Here is a 14,833-nt window from a genome sequence, read left to right on the forward strand (position 1 = left end):
CGTTTTATTGTTAATAACGGTGTTATACAAACTATATTGCAGTCAGTGATAAGAATATTGCATTCGGCGGATTCAGCCTTATTGCGCCACCGGTGACATCATCAATTGACGTTTCGTTTCGAGACGGCTGCGATAGCCAATAAATAGCGCCAACAAGAACCCCACGGCGGCAATACCGGTATCGAACCACATAATATCGGCGATGCTCCTTTGTGAGAGATGGGCCGTGACCAGCGGGATCGTAAAGGTAGCAATGCTGCCCGCACTGTAATAAATGCCGGTGGCTTTCCCTTTGGCATGCGGAAAGCGGGCGGCCATCAGGGTCAGACCGATTTGCACTACGCCCCCGGCTGATGAAAAGCCGATCACAAAGGCAAAGACGATCACGACATACATCGTGGGATGCAGGCACACCGTCAATAGCGCGACAAACGAAACAAAAGTGTACAGCATCAGCAAGGTGGTTGAACGCACCGTTTTGCGCACCAGCGGGGCGGTAATCAAAACGCAAAGCAGCGAACCGCAGGTGTAGATACTCAGCAGTTTGATCGACAGGGTATACGACATCCCGGCGACAAACTGACCATACTGCGCCAGCCACTGGCTGATGAGATAAAACGTCGCCATTGAGATGTAGCCGTACAGGGTATAGCTGGCAAGGTCGATAAATGCGCAGCGATGTCTTTCAGCCGGGCGCTGGTGCGGTTCGTGTGTCGGTGTGACCGGCGCGAGGCGGCGTCCAGGATGCGGTGGAAAGGCGCAGCGCAGTAAAAACAGACCGTTAACCAGCATGATGGCGGCGGCAACGATAAATGACCAGCCAAACCACAGTTCTGCCCAGACGAGCAGACTGATGATGATGGGCAGTAAAAACTGTCCGCCGGAGACAAACGCCTTAATCAGAATGTTGGCGGTGCTCGGCGAAGAGGGAAAGGCCTCCATCAGGCTGGGATAGGTCCCGGCGTCCAGGAAACTGTTCGCCATGCCCGCGAGGACGCCGAACGCATAAGCGATGATGATATTATGGGTCGTCAGAATACCGAAAAAGAACGTCACATAACAAAGCATCCCCAGAATGATGAAGGGGCGGCGGCCAAACCGATCGGATAATAATCCGGCGCAAAACAGCACGCTTAAGCGCCCGATGCCTAATGAGGAGATCACGACTGACACCCCAGCGGCATTGGTCTGCCACTGTTGTTCGAGCGATGCCATGTTGAGACTCATCAGGATGACTCCCATACCGTGCACCAGGTAATTGAGATATAGCCCCATCGCAGTGGGGAAATAGTGATTTTTCATGATGCCTGCTCAGCGAAATGGCTAATGATTTTCCCTGGTACGGGGTAAATACCCGTGCCTTAAAAGTACAATGAGTCTCTATATTTGAAGTTTCTTAGTATGAATCGCCAGTGGCAGGAAATATGTGGTCTAACACAATCGTTCCAGGTCGTGGGCATAGAGTTCGGCAGCAACGGATTGATAAATCTTCCAGTCAAGAAAACTGCCATCACGATAGACCGACTGAAAATCGGTTAAATCAGAAAAGAAACGCATGGTATTATTACCAATGCGATTGTTTATCTTCTCTATAATAGCATTAATACGTAATTTTCTTTTTCTACGCATTTCCAGCAGCGTTTCAACAATGGCGGGAGGGAGTTCACATTCGCCATTTTCCCACCGCTGCCAGTCGGCGGCATTATAATCTGGCGCAATCCACGATACGCACTCATCAATGGTCATTGCAAAAACATGACGTAATGCCTGTAGCTCATAAGCGTTCATCATTGAATGACCTCATATTAAAAAACAGTAAAGCATAAATAACATTATCAGGTTGATTTCGGCGTGAAGAGAGTCGCAGTATCTTGTGCAATATTATTTGTTATCGGCATGTGAAAAGGGGAATTCCCCTGAAAAAAAGAGGGATAAAGGCAGAGGGAAGGATTATTTTGCGGTGAGACAGCCGCCATGTCAGGATAAAAAAAAGCCCATCGTGGGAGATGGGCAAAGACTACACACAGCAATTCGTTGTTTCACTCAGGGGATTTCCATACTTATAAATCAATGTCTTGATCTATAACCGTGAGCTAATAATAGGGTATGGGGTGTTTTAGCGTCGATCAGATTCGTCTCAATAGTTTAAAGACTGTAAAGAATTTGCGATACAAATCAGGGACAACGAAGCGGGAACAGGAAAGACAGAGGCATCGCGCTACACTATTGATTAGCTGTGCTAAACATTCAGGCGACCGCAGTCGCCTGCTATCGTGCTATTTTTTAAGGTTTTCGATTTCACCCAGTTCTTCGAGGATCTCTTCAGGTTCGCTGGTCGGCACAGGCGCTTCGTTAACCCAGGCCGAGAACAGTCGCCATGAAACGGCCAGCAGTACCGGACCGATAAACAGCCCAATCATGCCAAACGCAATCAGGCCGCCAATGACGCCGGAGAGGATCAGGATCAGCGGCAAGTCCGCGCCCATACGAATCAGCATCGGGCGAATGACGTTATCCAGTGTGCCCACCACGCAACTCCAGGCCAGCAGCACGCTGCCCCAGGTCGTATCGCCGCTCCAGTAAAGCCAGATAATGGCCGGAATCAATACCGGTAACGGCCCCAGTTGAACCAGACAGGAGAGGATCATCACCACGGAGAGCAGTGTGGCATAGGGTACGCCGGACACGGCCAGACCGATGCCGCCCAGCACCGCCTGCACCAGGGCAGTGACAACCACGCCCAGCGCCACCGCGCGGATCGCCTGGGCGGCCAGCAGCATCGCTGCGTCTCCGCGTTTTGCCGCCAGACGGTAGGCAAAATGACGAATACCCAACGCCACCGTCTCTCCACGCCAGTACAGCAGGGCGCTGAATAACAGCATCAGGCTGCAGTGCATCATAAAACGACCGATGTGAGCGGCCTGACCGACAAACCAGGTTGTTGTGGTACCGATGTACGGGCGAACCTTCGCCATAATCGCCGTACCGCCCATATCCAGCAGGTTATGCCAGCCGGCATACAGTTTGGCGCCAACCAGCGGAATGCTGTTCAACCAGGCCAGGTCCGGCAACGTCATATCCCCGCTCGTGACGGCGTGGATCAGCGGTCCGCTGCCGTCAACGATACTGTTGACCAGCAGGGCAATCGGGATCACAAACAGCAGTACTAATAAAAGTGTCATCACCAGAACCGCCAGCGAACGGCGGCCCCAGAGTAATTTTTGCAGGCGCAGTAGAACGGGCCAGGTCGCAATGACGATCGTCCCGGCCCAGGCAAAGCCCAGAATAAAAGGTTGAACAATCCAGAGACACGCCACAATCATGATGGCTAAAAACAGCACCGACAGCAGCACTTGTGCGATATCCCTGGGCTGACGAATATTGACCATAAACTCTTTTCACCTATGTAGTGCGTCAGATCGTTGACGCGACGCGACCGCTCGAAACACGTCTCATAATGATGAGCAATTTCAGCGGTTTTTGACAGGCGGATTCTGCCAGTATTTCTGTTGGGTGTATTAGAAAAAAATGTGATACAACAATAAGCAAACGATTAACTCCCACAACACACAGACCGCAGGAAAGGGTCACGATAATGATTCCACAAATTTCTCAGGCACCCGGCGTCGTTCAGCTGGTGCTCAATTTTTTGCAAGAGCTGGAGCAACAAGGATTTACCGGCGATACGGCAACCAGTTATGCCGATCGTCTGACAATGTCGACAGATAATAGTATCTATCAACTTCTCCCCGATGCCGTGGTTTTCCCTCGTTCAACGGCTGATGTGGCGCTCATTGCCCGCCTGGCGGCGCTGCCACGCTTTGCCTCGCTGATTTTCACACCGCGCGGCGGCGGTACCGGCACGAACGGACAGGCGCTCAATCAGGGCATCATTGTCGATATGTCCCGCTATATGAGCCGCATCATCGAAATCAACCCGGAAGAGGGCTGGGTGCGGGTGGAAGCGGGGGTGATCAAGGATCAACTGAACCAGTTTCTGAAGCCATACGGCTATTTTTTCGCCCCGGAATTGTCCACCAGTAACCGGGCAACGCTGGGTGGGATGATTAATACCGACGCCTCCGGACAGGGTTCTCTGGTCTACGGGAAGACATCCGATCACGTGCTGGGGGTGCGGGCCGTGCTGCTGGGCGGCGATATTCTCGACACTCAGCCGCTGCCGATCGCACTGGCGCAAACGCTCGGTCAGAGCAACACCACGATTGGCCGTATCTATCGCACTGTGTTTGAACGCTGCCGCGATAACCGTCAGTTAATTATTGATAAATTTCCCAAACTGAACCGCTTCCTGACGGGCTACGATTTGCGTCACGTGTTTAACGATGACATGAGCGAATTCGATCTGACCCGAATTCTCACCGGCTCGGAAGGGACGCTGGCGTTCATTACGGAAGCGCGACTGGACATTACGCCGCTGCCGAAAGTGCGTCGACTGGTGAACGTGAAATACGACTCTTTTGACTCCGCGCTGCGCAATGCGCCGTTTATGGTGGACGCGCGCGCGCTGTCGGTGGAGACGGTTGATTCAAAAGTGCTGAACCTGGCGCGTGAAGACATCGTCTGGCATTCAGTGAGCGAATTGATTACCGATGTCCCGGACAAAGAAATGCTCGGCCTGAACATTGTCGAATTCGCCGGGGATGATGAAACGGTTATCGACGCGCAGGTGGCTTCCCTGTGCGAGCGGCTTGATGAACTGATTGCCCGTGAAGAGGCTGGCGTGATTGGCTGGCAGCTATGCACTGAACTGGCGGGCGTTGAGCGTATCTATGCCATGCGTAAAAAAGCGGTGGGCCTGCTGGGTAATGCGAAAGGGGCGGCAAAACCGATTCCCTTTGCCGAGGACACCTGCGTACCGCCGGAACATCTTGCTGATTACATCGCGGAGTTCCGCGCACTGCTTGATGGTCACGGTCTGAGCTACGGCATGTTCGGTCACGTTGACGCCGGGGTGCTGCATGTGCGTCCTGCGCTGGATATGTGCGATCCACAGCAGGAGGTGCTGATGAAGCAAATCTCCGATGAAGTGGTGGCGCTGACGGCAAAATATGGCGGTCTGCTGTGGGGGGAACACGGCAAAGGTTTCCGCGCTGAGTACAGCCCGGCGTTTTTCGGTGATGAACTTTTCGCGGAACTGCGGAAGATTAAAGCGGCGTTCGATCCGCAAAACCGGCTGAATCCGGGGAAAATATGTCCGCCTGAAGGCATCGACGCACCGATGATGAAAGTCGACGCGGTTAAACGCGGCACCTGGGACCGGCAAATTCCGCTGGCCGTGCGCCAGACCTGGCGCGGCGCGCTGGAATGTAACGGCAACGGTTTGTGCTTTAATTTCGATGCGAAGAGCCCGATGTGCCCATCGATGAAAATCAGCCTCAATCGTATCCACTCACCCAAAGGGCGTGCGACGCTGGTGCGCGAATGGTTACGTTTGTTGGCGGATCGCGGTGTCGATCCGGTGCGACTGGAAAATGCGCTGGCAAGTAAACGACCCAGCCTGCGTTCTCTGATCGCGCGTACTCGTAACACCTGGCACGCCAACAAGGGCGAGTATGATTTCTCGCATGAAGTAAAAGAGGCGATGTCCGGCTGTCTGGCCTGTAAGGCGTGCTCGACGCAGTGTCCGATCAAAATCGATGTGCCGGAATTCCGTTCGCGTTTCCTGCAACTTTACCATACCCGCTACCTGCGTCCGCTGCGTGACTATCTGGTGGCGACGGTTGAAACCTATGCGCCGTTGATGGCCCGGGCGCCGAAAACCTTTAACTTCTTTATTAATCAGCCGCTGGTGCGCAAGCTGTCCGCAAAGCATATCGGCATGGTCGATCTGCCATTGCTCTCGACGCCGTCGCTGCAACAACAGATGGTCGGGCATCGATCGGCGAATATGACGCTGGAACAGCTTGAAGCGCTGTCGGCTGCGCAGAAAGCCAATACGGTGCTGGTGGTGCAGGACCCGTTCACCAGCTATTACGATGCGCAGGTGGTGGCTGATTTCGTCCGTTTGATTGAGAAGCTGGGGATGCAGCCGGTTCTGTTGCCGTTCTCGCCAAACGGTAAAGCGCAGCACATTAAAGGATTCCTGACCCGCTTTGCGAAGACCGCCAAAAAAACCTCTGAGTTTTTGAACCGCGTGGCAAAACTGGGGATGCCGATGGTCGGTGTTGATCCGGCGCTGGTGCTCTGTTATCGCGATGAGTACAAGCTGGCGTTAGGTGACGCGCGCGGTGATTTCCACGTCCAGCTCGCCAATGAGTGGCTGGCAACCGCGCTGGCTTCGCAGGAACCGCGCGAGGTTAGCGGCGAATCCTGGTATTTCTTTGGCCATTGTACCGAAGTGACCGCGCTGCCCGGCGCGCCCGCGCAATGGGCGTCGATCTTTGCCCGCGTTGGCGCGAAGCTGGAAAACGTGAGCGTGGGCTGTTGCGGCATGGCTGGTACTTACGGTCATGAGGCGAAGAACCATGCGAGTTCGCTGGGCATTTATGAACTGTCATGGCATCAGGCGATGGAACGGCTACCGCGTAGCCGTTGCCTTGCAACGGGATATTCCTGTCGCAGCCAGGTGAAACGGGTTGAAGGCACGGGCGTGCGTCATCCTGTACAGGCATTACTGGAGATTATTGGATGATCTGGAAACGTGAAGTGACCCTCGACGCCCTCAATGCGATGGGTGAAGGCAATATGGTCGGCCTGCTGGATATTCGCTTTGAGCATATCGGCGACGATACGCTTGAAGCGTCAATGCCCGTCGACGGACGCACGAAGCAGCCGTTCGGTCTGCTGCACGGCGGCGCTTCTGTCGTGCTGGCAGAAAGCATCGGCTCGGTTGCCGGTTATCTGTGCACCCAGGGCGAGCAGAAAGTGGTGGGGCTGGAAGTTAACGCTAACCATGTTCGCTCAGCGCGGGAAGGGCGCGTGAAGGGGATCTGTAAGGCGATTCATACCGGCGCCCGTCATCAGGTCTGGCAGATTGACATCTATGATGAGCAGCAGCGACTGTGCTGTACTTCGCGGCTGACCACGGCAGTTGTGTGACGTTGTCACAAAAAAAGTGTGATCAGTATTGCTTTTGGTCATAATCTGCACAGCGAAAGGTGATATACTGTGCAGGTTTTGACCATAAGCGAGGATGATATGACTAGCCAACTAGACCCGGCCCAACTGGCAATTGAGTTTTTACGTCGTGATAAAACAGAGCTTTCTCCAGCCCAGTATCTCAAAAGACTGAAACAACTTGAGCTGGAATTTGCCGATTTACTGACGCTCTCTTCCACTGAATTAAAAGAAGAGATCTACTTTGCCTGGCGCCTTGGCGTTCATTGATTCAGCGATCGTTAACGTAAAAAGAACCCGACATGCGCGTCGGGTTTTTTTGTTCCTCACTGGCGGTATTACCACGCCATCTCGCCAGAATTCACTTTCGCGCTCAATTCCAGCGAACTTTCCTCTGCCAGTCCCGGCCACGCCGCTTTCATCGTTTTAATGACCCAGGGCGAACCTTGCTTCGCCGCCAGCGCCTGTTCGAACGATTGCAGATAATCCTGCGTGAAGCGGATGGCCCGATCGCCTTCAGGGCGCTCACCAAGGTAATGACCCGGAATAACCTGTGCAGGCTTTAGACTATCCATTTCAGTCAGAACATGACGCCATGATGCGCGTTGCGCTGGTGTCTGGGTGTCAGCGGTCCAGACGTGAATGCCTGACGCCACGCCCGTGCCGCCGAGAATGGTCCGGTTCGCTGGCACCCAAACATAGGCCGCGTAATCACTGGGATGACGCAGTTCCAGCGTTTCACCATCGATGCGAAAACGCGTTTCTGTGGTTGCCTGCGGGACGGTCAGCGCCGTTGGCGCACCCTCTTTCATCTGAGGTCCCCAGTACTGCAACTTAGCCTCTTTGGTGGCGCGAATATGCTCAACAACCTGTGGCGTGGCCAGTACCTTCGCGTCAGGAAAGGCTTTCACAATCGGCTGCAGGCCGAAATAGAAATCCGGATCGCCGGAGGTAATCACGATGGTTTTCAGCGTCTTGCCACGGGATTTAATCATCTCCACCAGCTTTTCACCGTCTTTAGTGCTGAACTGCGCATCAAACAATATCGCTTCCGTCGGACCGGATACTAACGTTGAGGAGACAGGGAAAATGGCGTTCTCCTGCGGGTTATAGACGTCAAGTTGCAGCGGCGCGGCAAACAGGGGGGAGGCGACAGCAGGCAACAGCAGGGCCAGCAGTTTACTTTTCATGAGGAATAGCCTTATGCAGATGAAATGGTCTTGTGTGTGGCCTGTATTTTAAGGGAATTGAGATCTGTTAGAATTCCCGTATCAGAACATGCTGAGTTTCATAAAACGATCGGATGGGTGGCGATGGACAGAGTGATGGCGGCGACGGTATTCAATCATATCTGCGATTTAGGCAGTCTGAGTGCGGCGGCGCGGGCACTGGGTCTCTCCCGGCCGATGGTGAGCCGCTATCTTGATGAGATGGAGAAATGGGCCGGGGCGCGGCTGATTCATCGCACCTCGCGCAGGCTGACAATTACCCCCGCCGGGGAGGAGGCGCTGGTGAAGACGCGAACGCTGGCACAGCTCTCACAAGCGATTAGCGCGGCGTCGGCGGCAGATATTCCCAGCGGAACGCTACGCGTCGCCTGCGCGCACTTTACGGCAATGCATATTCTCGCCCCGATGCTGCCGGGATTTTTAGCGCGTTATCCCGAACTGCGCATTGAAGTTGAGATAAACAATCAGCCAGTCAGTCTGGTCGGTGAACGTATTGATGTCGCAATTCGCATTACCGATAACCCGGAGCCTGGCGCGATTGCCCGCCGGCTTGGCGATTGCGAATCGGTTCTCTGCGCATCAGAGGCGTATTTGCGTCAGCACGGCACCCCACAGACGCTGGAGGATCTCACTCAGCATAACTGTCTGTATTACAGTGGGTTTGCAGGAAAAACGTGGCACTTTCTCAACGAGCAGGGCGAGGCGGTCTCGGTGGCGATCAAGGGGAATTTGAGTGCCGGGATCTCGTCTTTACTTTGTGAATCCGCGCTGGCAGGCATGGGGATAGCGCTGGTGCCGGAAAAGGAAGCGCGTGACGGACTGGCTCAGGGACGACTGGTTCGCCTGCTACCAACCTTGCAACCCCGACGCCTTGCCGTGTACGGCCTGTATCTTTCCCGTGAACATCAGCCCGCCGGGCTTCGGTTGTTTCTGGAGGCGATCCAGACCGCCATGCCGTAAAATCCATGAATTGATCTGACGTATAAAACAGCAGATAGCAATTTGTGTTAAAAATGACCTTTGCCGATATGAGACTATTCTTATCGCCCCTTCAAGAGCTAAGCCATCATGAGTGCCGGAGATAAGCGCCGGATGGGGCCGGAACCCTTAGGGCTGTTACTGACAACCTTAAGGGTTTTGTTTTTCTGTGCTTTCACGCTTCTCACGTCATTCCTATTCCTGAAATAGTCATTTTCTATACATCTTTACTGTTTTGACCAGTCCGGTCGATGACAGACGATAAAGTCATTATTAATCAGTACATTGAACAAATTCATCCATTCCTTTTAACCCACGTGGCAGGGTCTATGCTTAATAAAAGCGGTCAAAACAGGTGAAACACCGTAATGCCCTTGCTGTTGAGGGGTTGAAGTGAGAATCGTTATCACTAACATGGTGTTATAGCCTGATGGCTCACTATGCGAGGTAACCCTATGGAATTGCATTCAGGAACATTTAATCCGGACGATTTTGCCTGGCGCGGATTGACGCTAACCCCGGCGGCAGCGGCCCATATTCGCGAACTGGTCGCAAAGCAGCCGGGCATGCTGGGCGTGCGCCTGGGCGTTAAACAGACGGGATGCGCGGGTTTTGGCTATGTGCTGGATACCGTCAGCGATCCGGAAAAAGACGATCTGCTGTTTGAGGTTGAAGGCGCGAAGCTCTATGTCCCGTTACAGGCGATGCCGTTTATCGACGGCACGGAAGTGGATTACGTCCGTGAAGGATTAAACCAGTTATTCAAATTTCATAACCCGAAAGCCCAGAACGAATGCGGCTGTGGCGAAAGCTTTGGGGTATAGGCGGTACTATGTCTCGTAATACTGAAGCAACTGACGATGTCAAAACCTGGACCGGCGGCCCCCTGAATTATAAAGAGGGTTTCTTTACCCAACTGCAAACAGACGAGCTGGCGAAAGGGATCAACGAAGAGGTGGTGCGCGCCATTTCGGCCAAACGTAATGAACCGGAGTGGATGCTGGAGTTTCGCCTGAATGCGTACAGAGCGTGGGTCGACATGCCGGAGCCGCACTGGCTGAAGGCGCACTACGAGAAACTGAATTATCAGGATTACAGCTACTATTCCGCGCCGTCGTGCGGGAATTGCGATGAGACCTGCGCCTCTGAGCCGGGGGCGGTCCAGCAAACCGGGGCAAACGCCTTTCTCAGCAAAGAAGTTGAGGCTGCGTTTGAACAACTTGGCGTACCGGTACGCGAAGGCCGTGAAGTCGCGGTGGATGCCATTTTTGACTCCGTCTCCGTTGCCACCACTTATCGTGAAAAACTGGCGGAGCAGGGGATCATTTTCTGCTCCTTTGGTGAGGCGATACACGATCATCCCGAACTGGTGAAACAGTATCTTGGCACCGTCGTGCCCGGCAACGATAACTTCTTCGCCGCGTTGAATGCCGCAGTCGCCTCTGATGGCACTTTTATCTATGTGCCGAAAGGCGTGCGCTGCCCGATGGAGCTTTCAACCTATTTTCGCATTAACGCCGAAAAGACCGGGCAGTTTGAACGCACGATCCTGGTAGCGGATGAAGGCAGCTATGTAAGCTATATCGAAGGCTGTTCCGCACCAGTGCGCGACAGCTATCAGCTGCACGCGGCGGTCGTGGAGGTCATCATCCACAAAGACGCCGAGGTGAAATACTCCACCGTCCAGAACTGGTTCCCTGGCGATAACAACACCGGCGGCATTCTGAACTTCGTCACCAAACGCGCGTTGTGTGAGGGCGAGAACAGCAAAATGTCCTGGACCCAGTCGGAAACGGGGTCAGCCATCACCTGGAAATACCCCAGCTGTATTCTGCGCGGCGACAACTCGATCGGCGAATTTTATTCGGTGGCGTTAACCAGCGGTCATCAGCAGGCGGACACCGGTACCAAGATGATCCACATCGGCAAGAACACCCGCTCGACCATTATTTCGAAGGGGATTTCCGCCGGACACAGCCAGAACAGCTACCGCGGACTGGTCAAAATTATGCCGACCGCCACCAATGCCCGTAACTTTACCCAGTGCGACTCGATGCTGATTGGCGCCGACTGCGGAGCGCATACCTTCCCGTATGTTGAATGCCGCAACAACAGCGCGCAGTTGGAGCACGAAGCGACCACCTCACGGATTGGTGAAGATCAGCTGTTCTATTGTCTGCAGCGCGGTATCAGCGAAGAAGATGCGATCTCAATGATCGTCAACGGGTTCTGTAAAGACGTGTTCTCCGAGTTGCCGCTGGAGTTTGCCGTCGAAGCACAAAAACTTTTAGCCATTAGCCTTGAACACAGCGTCGGTTAAGGAAGAAACATGTTAACGATTAAAGATTTACAGGTCAGTGTGGAAGAAAAAGCCATCCTGCGTGGGTTGAACCTTGAGGTTCGTCCGGGGGAAGTGCATGCCATTATGGGACCGAACGGCTCCGGGAAAAGTACGCTTTCTGCGACGCTGGCAGGGCGTGAAGATTACGAGGTCACCGGCGGGTCGGTGATGTTTAAAGGCAAAGACCTGCTCGACCTGGCGCCGGAAGAAAGAGCAGGCGAAGGTATCTTTATGGCCTTCCAGTATCCGGTGGAAATCCCCGGCGTCAGCAATCAGTTTTTCCTGCAAACAGCGCTCAATGCGGTGCGTACGTATCGCGGCCAGGAATCGCTTGATCGCTTCGATTTTCAGGATCTGATGGAAGAGAAAATCGCGCTGCTGAAGATGCCGGAAGATCTGCTAACTCGCTCGGTAAACGTCGGTTTTTCCGGCGGCGAGAAGAAGCGGAATGACATTCTGCAAATGGCGGTGCTTGAGCCGGAACTGTGCATTCTCGATGAATCGGACTCCGGGCTGGATATTGATGCCCTGAAAGTGGTTGCCGATGGGGTCAACTCACTGCGTGACGGTAAGCGCTCGTTCATTATTGTCACCCACTATCAGCGCATCCTTGACTATATCAAGCCGGATTTTGTCCACGTCCTGTATCAGGGACGGATTGTGAAGTCTGGCGATTTCACGCTGGTCAAACAACTGGAGGAGCAGGGATATGGCTGGCTTACCGAACAGCAGTAATGCGCTGCAACAATGGCATCACCTGTTTGAAGCTCAGGGTGAGACGCGTTCTGAACAGGCACAACAGCATCTCCAGCAGGTTCTGCGTCTGGGGCTGCCAACGCGCAAACATGAGAACTGGAAATACACACCGCTGGAAGGACTCAGCAACAGCTTGTTCGTCAGTCGTTATGCCGATGTTTCCCCGGCGCAGCGCGATGCGTTAGCGCTTAACGTGGAGGCATTGCGACTGGTGTTTGTCGACGGGCAGTTCAACCCGACGCTCAGCGACAGTTGGGAGAACAGCGGTTTTGAGGTGGCGATCAACGACGAGCGCCAGACCCTGCCGGTCGCGGTACAACCGGAAGTGTTTTTGCATCTCACCGAAAGCCTGGCGCGTAGCGTGACCCATATTCGCGTTAAGCGTAACCAGCGCCCGGCAAAACCGCTGCTGTTGATGCACATCACCCAGGGCGTATCCGCAGAAGAGGTGAACACGGCGCACTATCGTCACCATCTTGAGCTGGCGGAAGGGGCGGAGGCGACGATTATCGAGCATTACGTCAGTCTGAATGATGCCCGACATTTCACCGGCGCGCGCCTGACCATGAACGTGGCGGCAAACGCGCACCTGCATCACATAAAGCTGGTATTTGAAAACCCGCTCAGCCATCACTTCGCCCATAACGACATCTTGCTGGCGGCAGACGCGTCGGCGCACAGCCACAGCTTTCTGCTCGGCGATGCGGTGTTGCGTCACAACACCAGCACACAACTGAACGGCGAGAATACGACCCTCAGGATCAACAGCCTGGCGATGCCGGTGAAAAATGAGGTCTGCGATACCCGCACATGGCTTGAGCACAACAAAGGCTATTGCAACAGTCGTCAGTTGCATAAAACCATCGTCAGCGATAAGGGGCGGGCGGTATTTAACGGGCTGATTAACGTTGCCCAACACGCGATCAAAACGGACGGGCAGATGACGAACAATAATCTGCTGCTCGGCAAGCTTGCAGAAGTGGATACCAAACCGCAGCTGGAAATTTACGCCGATGACGTGAAGTGTAGTCACGGGGCGACGGTAGGGCGTATTGACGATGAGCAGATGTTCTACCTGCGCTCGCGCGGGATTGCTAAACGGGATGCGCAACAGATGATTCTTTATGCCTTTGCCGCAGAACTGACGGAAGCGCTGAGCGACGAGGCATTGAAACAACAGGTGCTGGCGCGGATCGGCCAACGTCTGCCGGGAGGCGTAGCATGACATTTCCCATCGACACAGTACGTGCGGATTTTCCAGTCCTCACGCGCGGAGTGAATGGTCTGCCGCTGGCGTATCTCGACAGCGCCGCCAGCGCGCAAAAACCGGCGCAGGTGATTGACGCGGAAGCTGGGTTTTATCGTCACGGTTATGCGGCGGTGCACCGGGGGATCCACACCCTCAGCGCTCAGGCCACCGAAAAAATGGAGAACGTGCGCAAGCTGGCATCGCTGTTTATTAACGCACGCTCTGCGGAAGAGTTGGTGTTTGTGCGCGGTACAACGGAAGGCATTAACCTGGTCGCCAACAGTTGGGGGCCAGAGAACGTCCACGCGGGCGATAACATCATCATCAGTGAGATGGAGCACCATGCCAACATTGTGCCGTGGCAGATGCTGTGCGCGCGGGTGGGCGCTGAGCTGCGGGTGATCCCGCTGAACGCCGACGGTACACTGCAACAGGAGATCCTACCCACCCTGTTTGATGAGAAAACCCGGCTGCTGGCGATAACGCACGTCTCTAATGTGCTGGGTACGGAAAATCCTGTCGCCGAAATGATCGCGCTGGCGCATCAGCATGGCGCGAAGGTGCTGGTGGACGGTGCGCAGGCGGTGATGCACCACCCGGTAGACGTTCAGGCGCTGGACTGCGATTTTTACGTCTTCTCGGGTCACAAGCTGTATGGCCCGACCGGTATTGGTGTGCTCTATGTCAAAGAGGCGCTGTTGCAACAGATGCCGCCCTGGGAAGGGGGCGGGTCGATGATCGCCACCGTCAGCCTGACGCAGGGGACGACCTGGACGAAAGCGCCGTGGCGCTTCGAAGCGGGGACGCCGAATACCGGCGGGATTATCGGCTTTGGCGCCGCGCTGGAGTATGTTTCAGCGCTGGGACTGGAGGCGATTAACGAATACGAACAGAACCTGATGCACTATGCACTGGAGCAACTGAAGGCGGTGCCGGATCTCACGCTGTACGGCCCCACTGACCGTCTGGGCGTGATTGCCTTTAATCTCGGCAAACATCACGCCTATGACGTCGGCAGTTTTCTCGACAATTACGGGATCGCCGTGCGGACCGGACACCATTGCGCGATGCCGCTGATGGCTTTTTATCAGGTGCCGGCGATGTGCCGGGCGTCGCTGGCAATGTATAACACCCATGAAGAAGTGGATCGCCTGGTGACAGGCTTGCAACGAATTCATCGCTTACTGGGGTAACAGGGAGGCA

At 54.5% G+C, this 14,833-nt stretch carries 13 protein-coding genes and 1 other RNA gene; 9 read left to right on the top strand and 5 right to left on the bottom strand.

The window, feature by feature from the left end:
• Nucleotides 1–78: 78 nt before the first annotated feature.
• The 4 genes from HVZ37_RS09920 to ydiK all read right to left on the bottom strand — a co-directional run bounded on the left by HVZ37_RS09920 (nt 79) and on the right by ydiK (nt 3,389).
• Nucleotides 79–1,302, bottom strand: coding sequence for an MFS transporter (locus tag HVZ37_RS09920; RefSeq protein WP_181628389.1), 1,224 nt, complete (start codon nt 1,300–1,302; stop codon nt 79–81).
• Between the two features lie 129 nt (nt 1,303–1,431).
• A complete protein-coding gene (locus HVZ37_RS09925; protein WP_156595503.1) occupies nt 1,432–1,788 on the bottom strand; it encodes a YdiL family protein in 357 nt (118 codons plus the stop codon).
• Nucleotides 1,789–1,982: 194 nt separating this feature from the next.
• Nucleotides 1,983–2,090, bottom strand: an RNA gene (gene rprA / locus HVZ37_RS09930) — antisense sRNA RprA.
• A 186-nt stretch (nt 2,091–2,276) separates the two neighbouring features.
• Entirely contained in the window at nt 2,277–3,389 is a 1,113-nt protein-coding gene (gene ydiK, locus HVZ37_RS09935) for an AI-2E family transporter YdiK (protein WP_043000851.1), read from the bottom strand.
• 206 nt (nt 3,390–3,595) lie between these two features.
• Between ydiK and HVZ37_RS09940 the strand changes: the two genes are divergently transcribed.
• From HVZ37_RS09940 to HVZ37_RS09950, 3 genes are all read left to right on the top strand, one after another.
• Nucleotides 3,596–6,652 (top strand): FAD-binding and (Fe-S)-binding domain-containing protein, encoded by a 3,057-nt coding sequence (locus HVZ37_RS09940; protein ID WP_181628390.1) that lies wholly within the window; start codon nt 3,596–3,598, stop codon nt 6,650–6,652.
• A complete protein-coding gene (gene menI, locus HVZ37_RS09945) occupies nt 6,649–7,059 on the top strand; it encodes a 1,4-dihydroxy-2-naphthoyl-CoA hydrolase (RefSeq protein WP_043000849.1) in 411 nt (136 codons plus the stop codon). The genes HVZ37_RS09940 and menI overlap by 4 nt, the downstream gene beginning before the upstream one ends.
• A gap of 99 nt (nt 7,060–7,158) precedes the next feature.
• Nucleotides 7,159–7,347, top strand: a complete 189-nt coding sequence (locus HVZ37_RS09950) for a YdiH family protein (protein WP_042282711.1) — start codon at nt 7,159–7,161, stop codon at nt 7,345–7,347.
• 68 nt (nt 7,348–7,415) lie between these two features.
• Here HVZ37_RS09950 and HVZ37_RS09955 read toward each other — a convergent pair whose 3' ends face one another.
• A complete protein-coding gene (locus HVZ37_RS09955; RefSeq protein WP_099434098.1) occupies nt 7,416–8,267 on the bottom strand; it encodes a Vmh family MBL fold metallo-hydrolase in 852 nt (283 codons plus the stop codon).
• A gap of 123 nt (nt 8,268–8,390) precedes the next feature.
• Here HVZ37_RS09955 and HVZ37_RS09960 point away from each other — a divergent pair, with 123 nt between their 5' ends.
• The 6 genes from HVZ37_RS09960 (at nt 8,391) to sufS (ending at nt 14,823) form a co-directional block, all read left to right on the top strand.
• Nucleotides 8,391–9,266 (top strand): LysR family transcriptional regulator, encoded by an 876-nt coding sequence (locus HVZ37_RS09960; RefSeq protein ID WP_181628475.1) that lies wholly within the window; start codon nt 8,391–8,393, stop codon nt 9,264–9,266.
• A 473-nt stretch (nt 9,267–9,739) separates the two neighbouring features.
• Nucleotides 9,740–10,108 carry a Fe-S cluster assembly scaffold SufA gene (gene sufA, locus HVZ37_RS09965; protein WP_043000846.1) on the top strand — a complete coding sequence of 123 codons (369 nt, stop codon included), beginning with the start codon at nt 9,740–9,742 and terminating at the stop codon, nt 10,106–10,108.
• 8 nt (nt 10,109–10,116) lie between these two features.
• Nucleotides 10,117–11,604 (top strand): Fe-S cluster assembly protein SufB, encoded by a 1,488-nt coding sequence (gene sufB, locus HVZ37_RS09970; protein WP_044254746.1) that lies wholly within the window; start codon nt 10,117–10,119, stop codon nt 11,602–11,604.
• 9 nt (nt 11,605–11,613) lie between these two features.
• Complete coding sequence (gene sufC, locus HVZ37_RS09975) at nt 11,614–12,360, top strand: Fe-S cluster assembly ATPase SufC (protein WP_043000844.1); 747 nt, start codon at nt 11,614–11,616, stop codon at nt 12,358–12,360.
• Entirely contained in the window at nt 12,335–13,606 is a 1,272-nt protein-coding gene (gene sufD, locus HVZ37_RS09980; protein ID WP_130097612.1) for a Fe-S cluster assembly protein SufD, read from the top strand. Before sufC ends, sufD begins: the two co-directional genes overlap by 26 nt.
• A complete protein-coding gene (sufS, locus tag HVZ37_RS09985; RefSeq protein WP_181628391.1) occupies nt 13,603–14,823 on the top strand; it encodes a cysteine desulfurase SufS in 1,221 nt (406 codons plus the stop codon). The genes sufD and sufS overlap by 4 nt, the downstream gene beginning before the upstream one ends.
• Nucleotides 14,824–14,833 lie beyond the last annotated feature (10 nt).

This window comes from Citrobacter sp. RHB35-C17, from assembly GCF_013816795.1.
Taxonomy (GTDB): domain Bacteria; phylum Pseudomonadota; class Gammaproteobacteria; order Enterobacterales; family Enterobacteriaceae; genus Citrobacter_A; species Citrobacter_A amalonaticus.

Excerpts from the sequence above, each read along its gene's own strand:
- HVZ37_RS09920 (WP_181628389.1), bottom strand. The coding sequence starts at position 1,302 with ATGAAAAATCACTATTTCCCCACTGCGATGGGGCTATATCTCAATTAC.
- HVZ37_RS09925 (WP_156595503.1), bottom strand. The coding sequence starts at position 1,788 with ATGAACGCTTATGAGCTACAGGCATTACGTCATGTTTTTGCAATGACC.
- ydiK (WP_043000851.1), bottom strand. The coding sequence starts at position 3,389 with ATGGTCAATATTCGTCAGCCCAGGGATATCGCACAAGTGCTGCTGTCG.
- HVZ37_RS09940 (WP_181628390.1), top strand. The coding sequence starts at position 3,596 with ATGATTCCACAAATTTCTCAGGCACCCGGCGTCGTTCAGCTGGTGCTC.
- menI (WP_043000849.1), top strand. The coding sequence starts at position 6,649 with ATGATCTGGAAACGTGAAGTGACCCTCGACGCCCTCAATGCGATGGGT.
- HVZ37_RS09950 (WP_042282711.1), top strand. The coding sequence starts at position 7,159 with ATGACTAGCCAACTAGACCCGGCCCAACTGGCAATTGAGTTTTTACGT.
- HVZ37_RS09955 (WP_099434098.1), bottom strand. The coding sequence starts at position 8,267 with ATGAAAAGTAAACTGCTGGCCCTGCTGTTGCCTGCTGTCGCCTCCCCC.
- HVZ37_RS09960 (WP_181628475.1), top strand. The coding sequence starts at position 8,391 with ATGGACAGAGTGATGGCGGCGACGGTATTCAATCATATCTGCGATTTA.
- sufA (WP_043000846.1), top strand. The coding sequence starts at position 9,740 with ATGGAATTGCATTCAGGAACATTTAATCCGGACGATTTTGCCTGGCGC.
- sufB (WP_044254746.1), top strand. The coding sequence starts at position 10,117 with ATGTCTCGTAATACTGAAGCAACTGACGATGTCAAAACCTGGACCGGC.
- sufC (WP_043000844.1), top strand. The coding sequence starts at position 11,614 with ATGTTAACGATTAAAGATTTACAGGTCAGTGTGGAAGAAAAAGCCATC.
- sufD (WP_130097612.1), top strand. The coding sequence starts at position 12,335 with ATGGCTGGCTTACCGAACAGCAGTAATGCGCTGCAACAATGGCATCAC.
- sufS (WP_181628391.1), top strand. The coding sequence starts at position 13,603 with ATGACATTTCCCATCGACACAGTACGTGCGGATTTTCCAGTCCTCACG.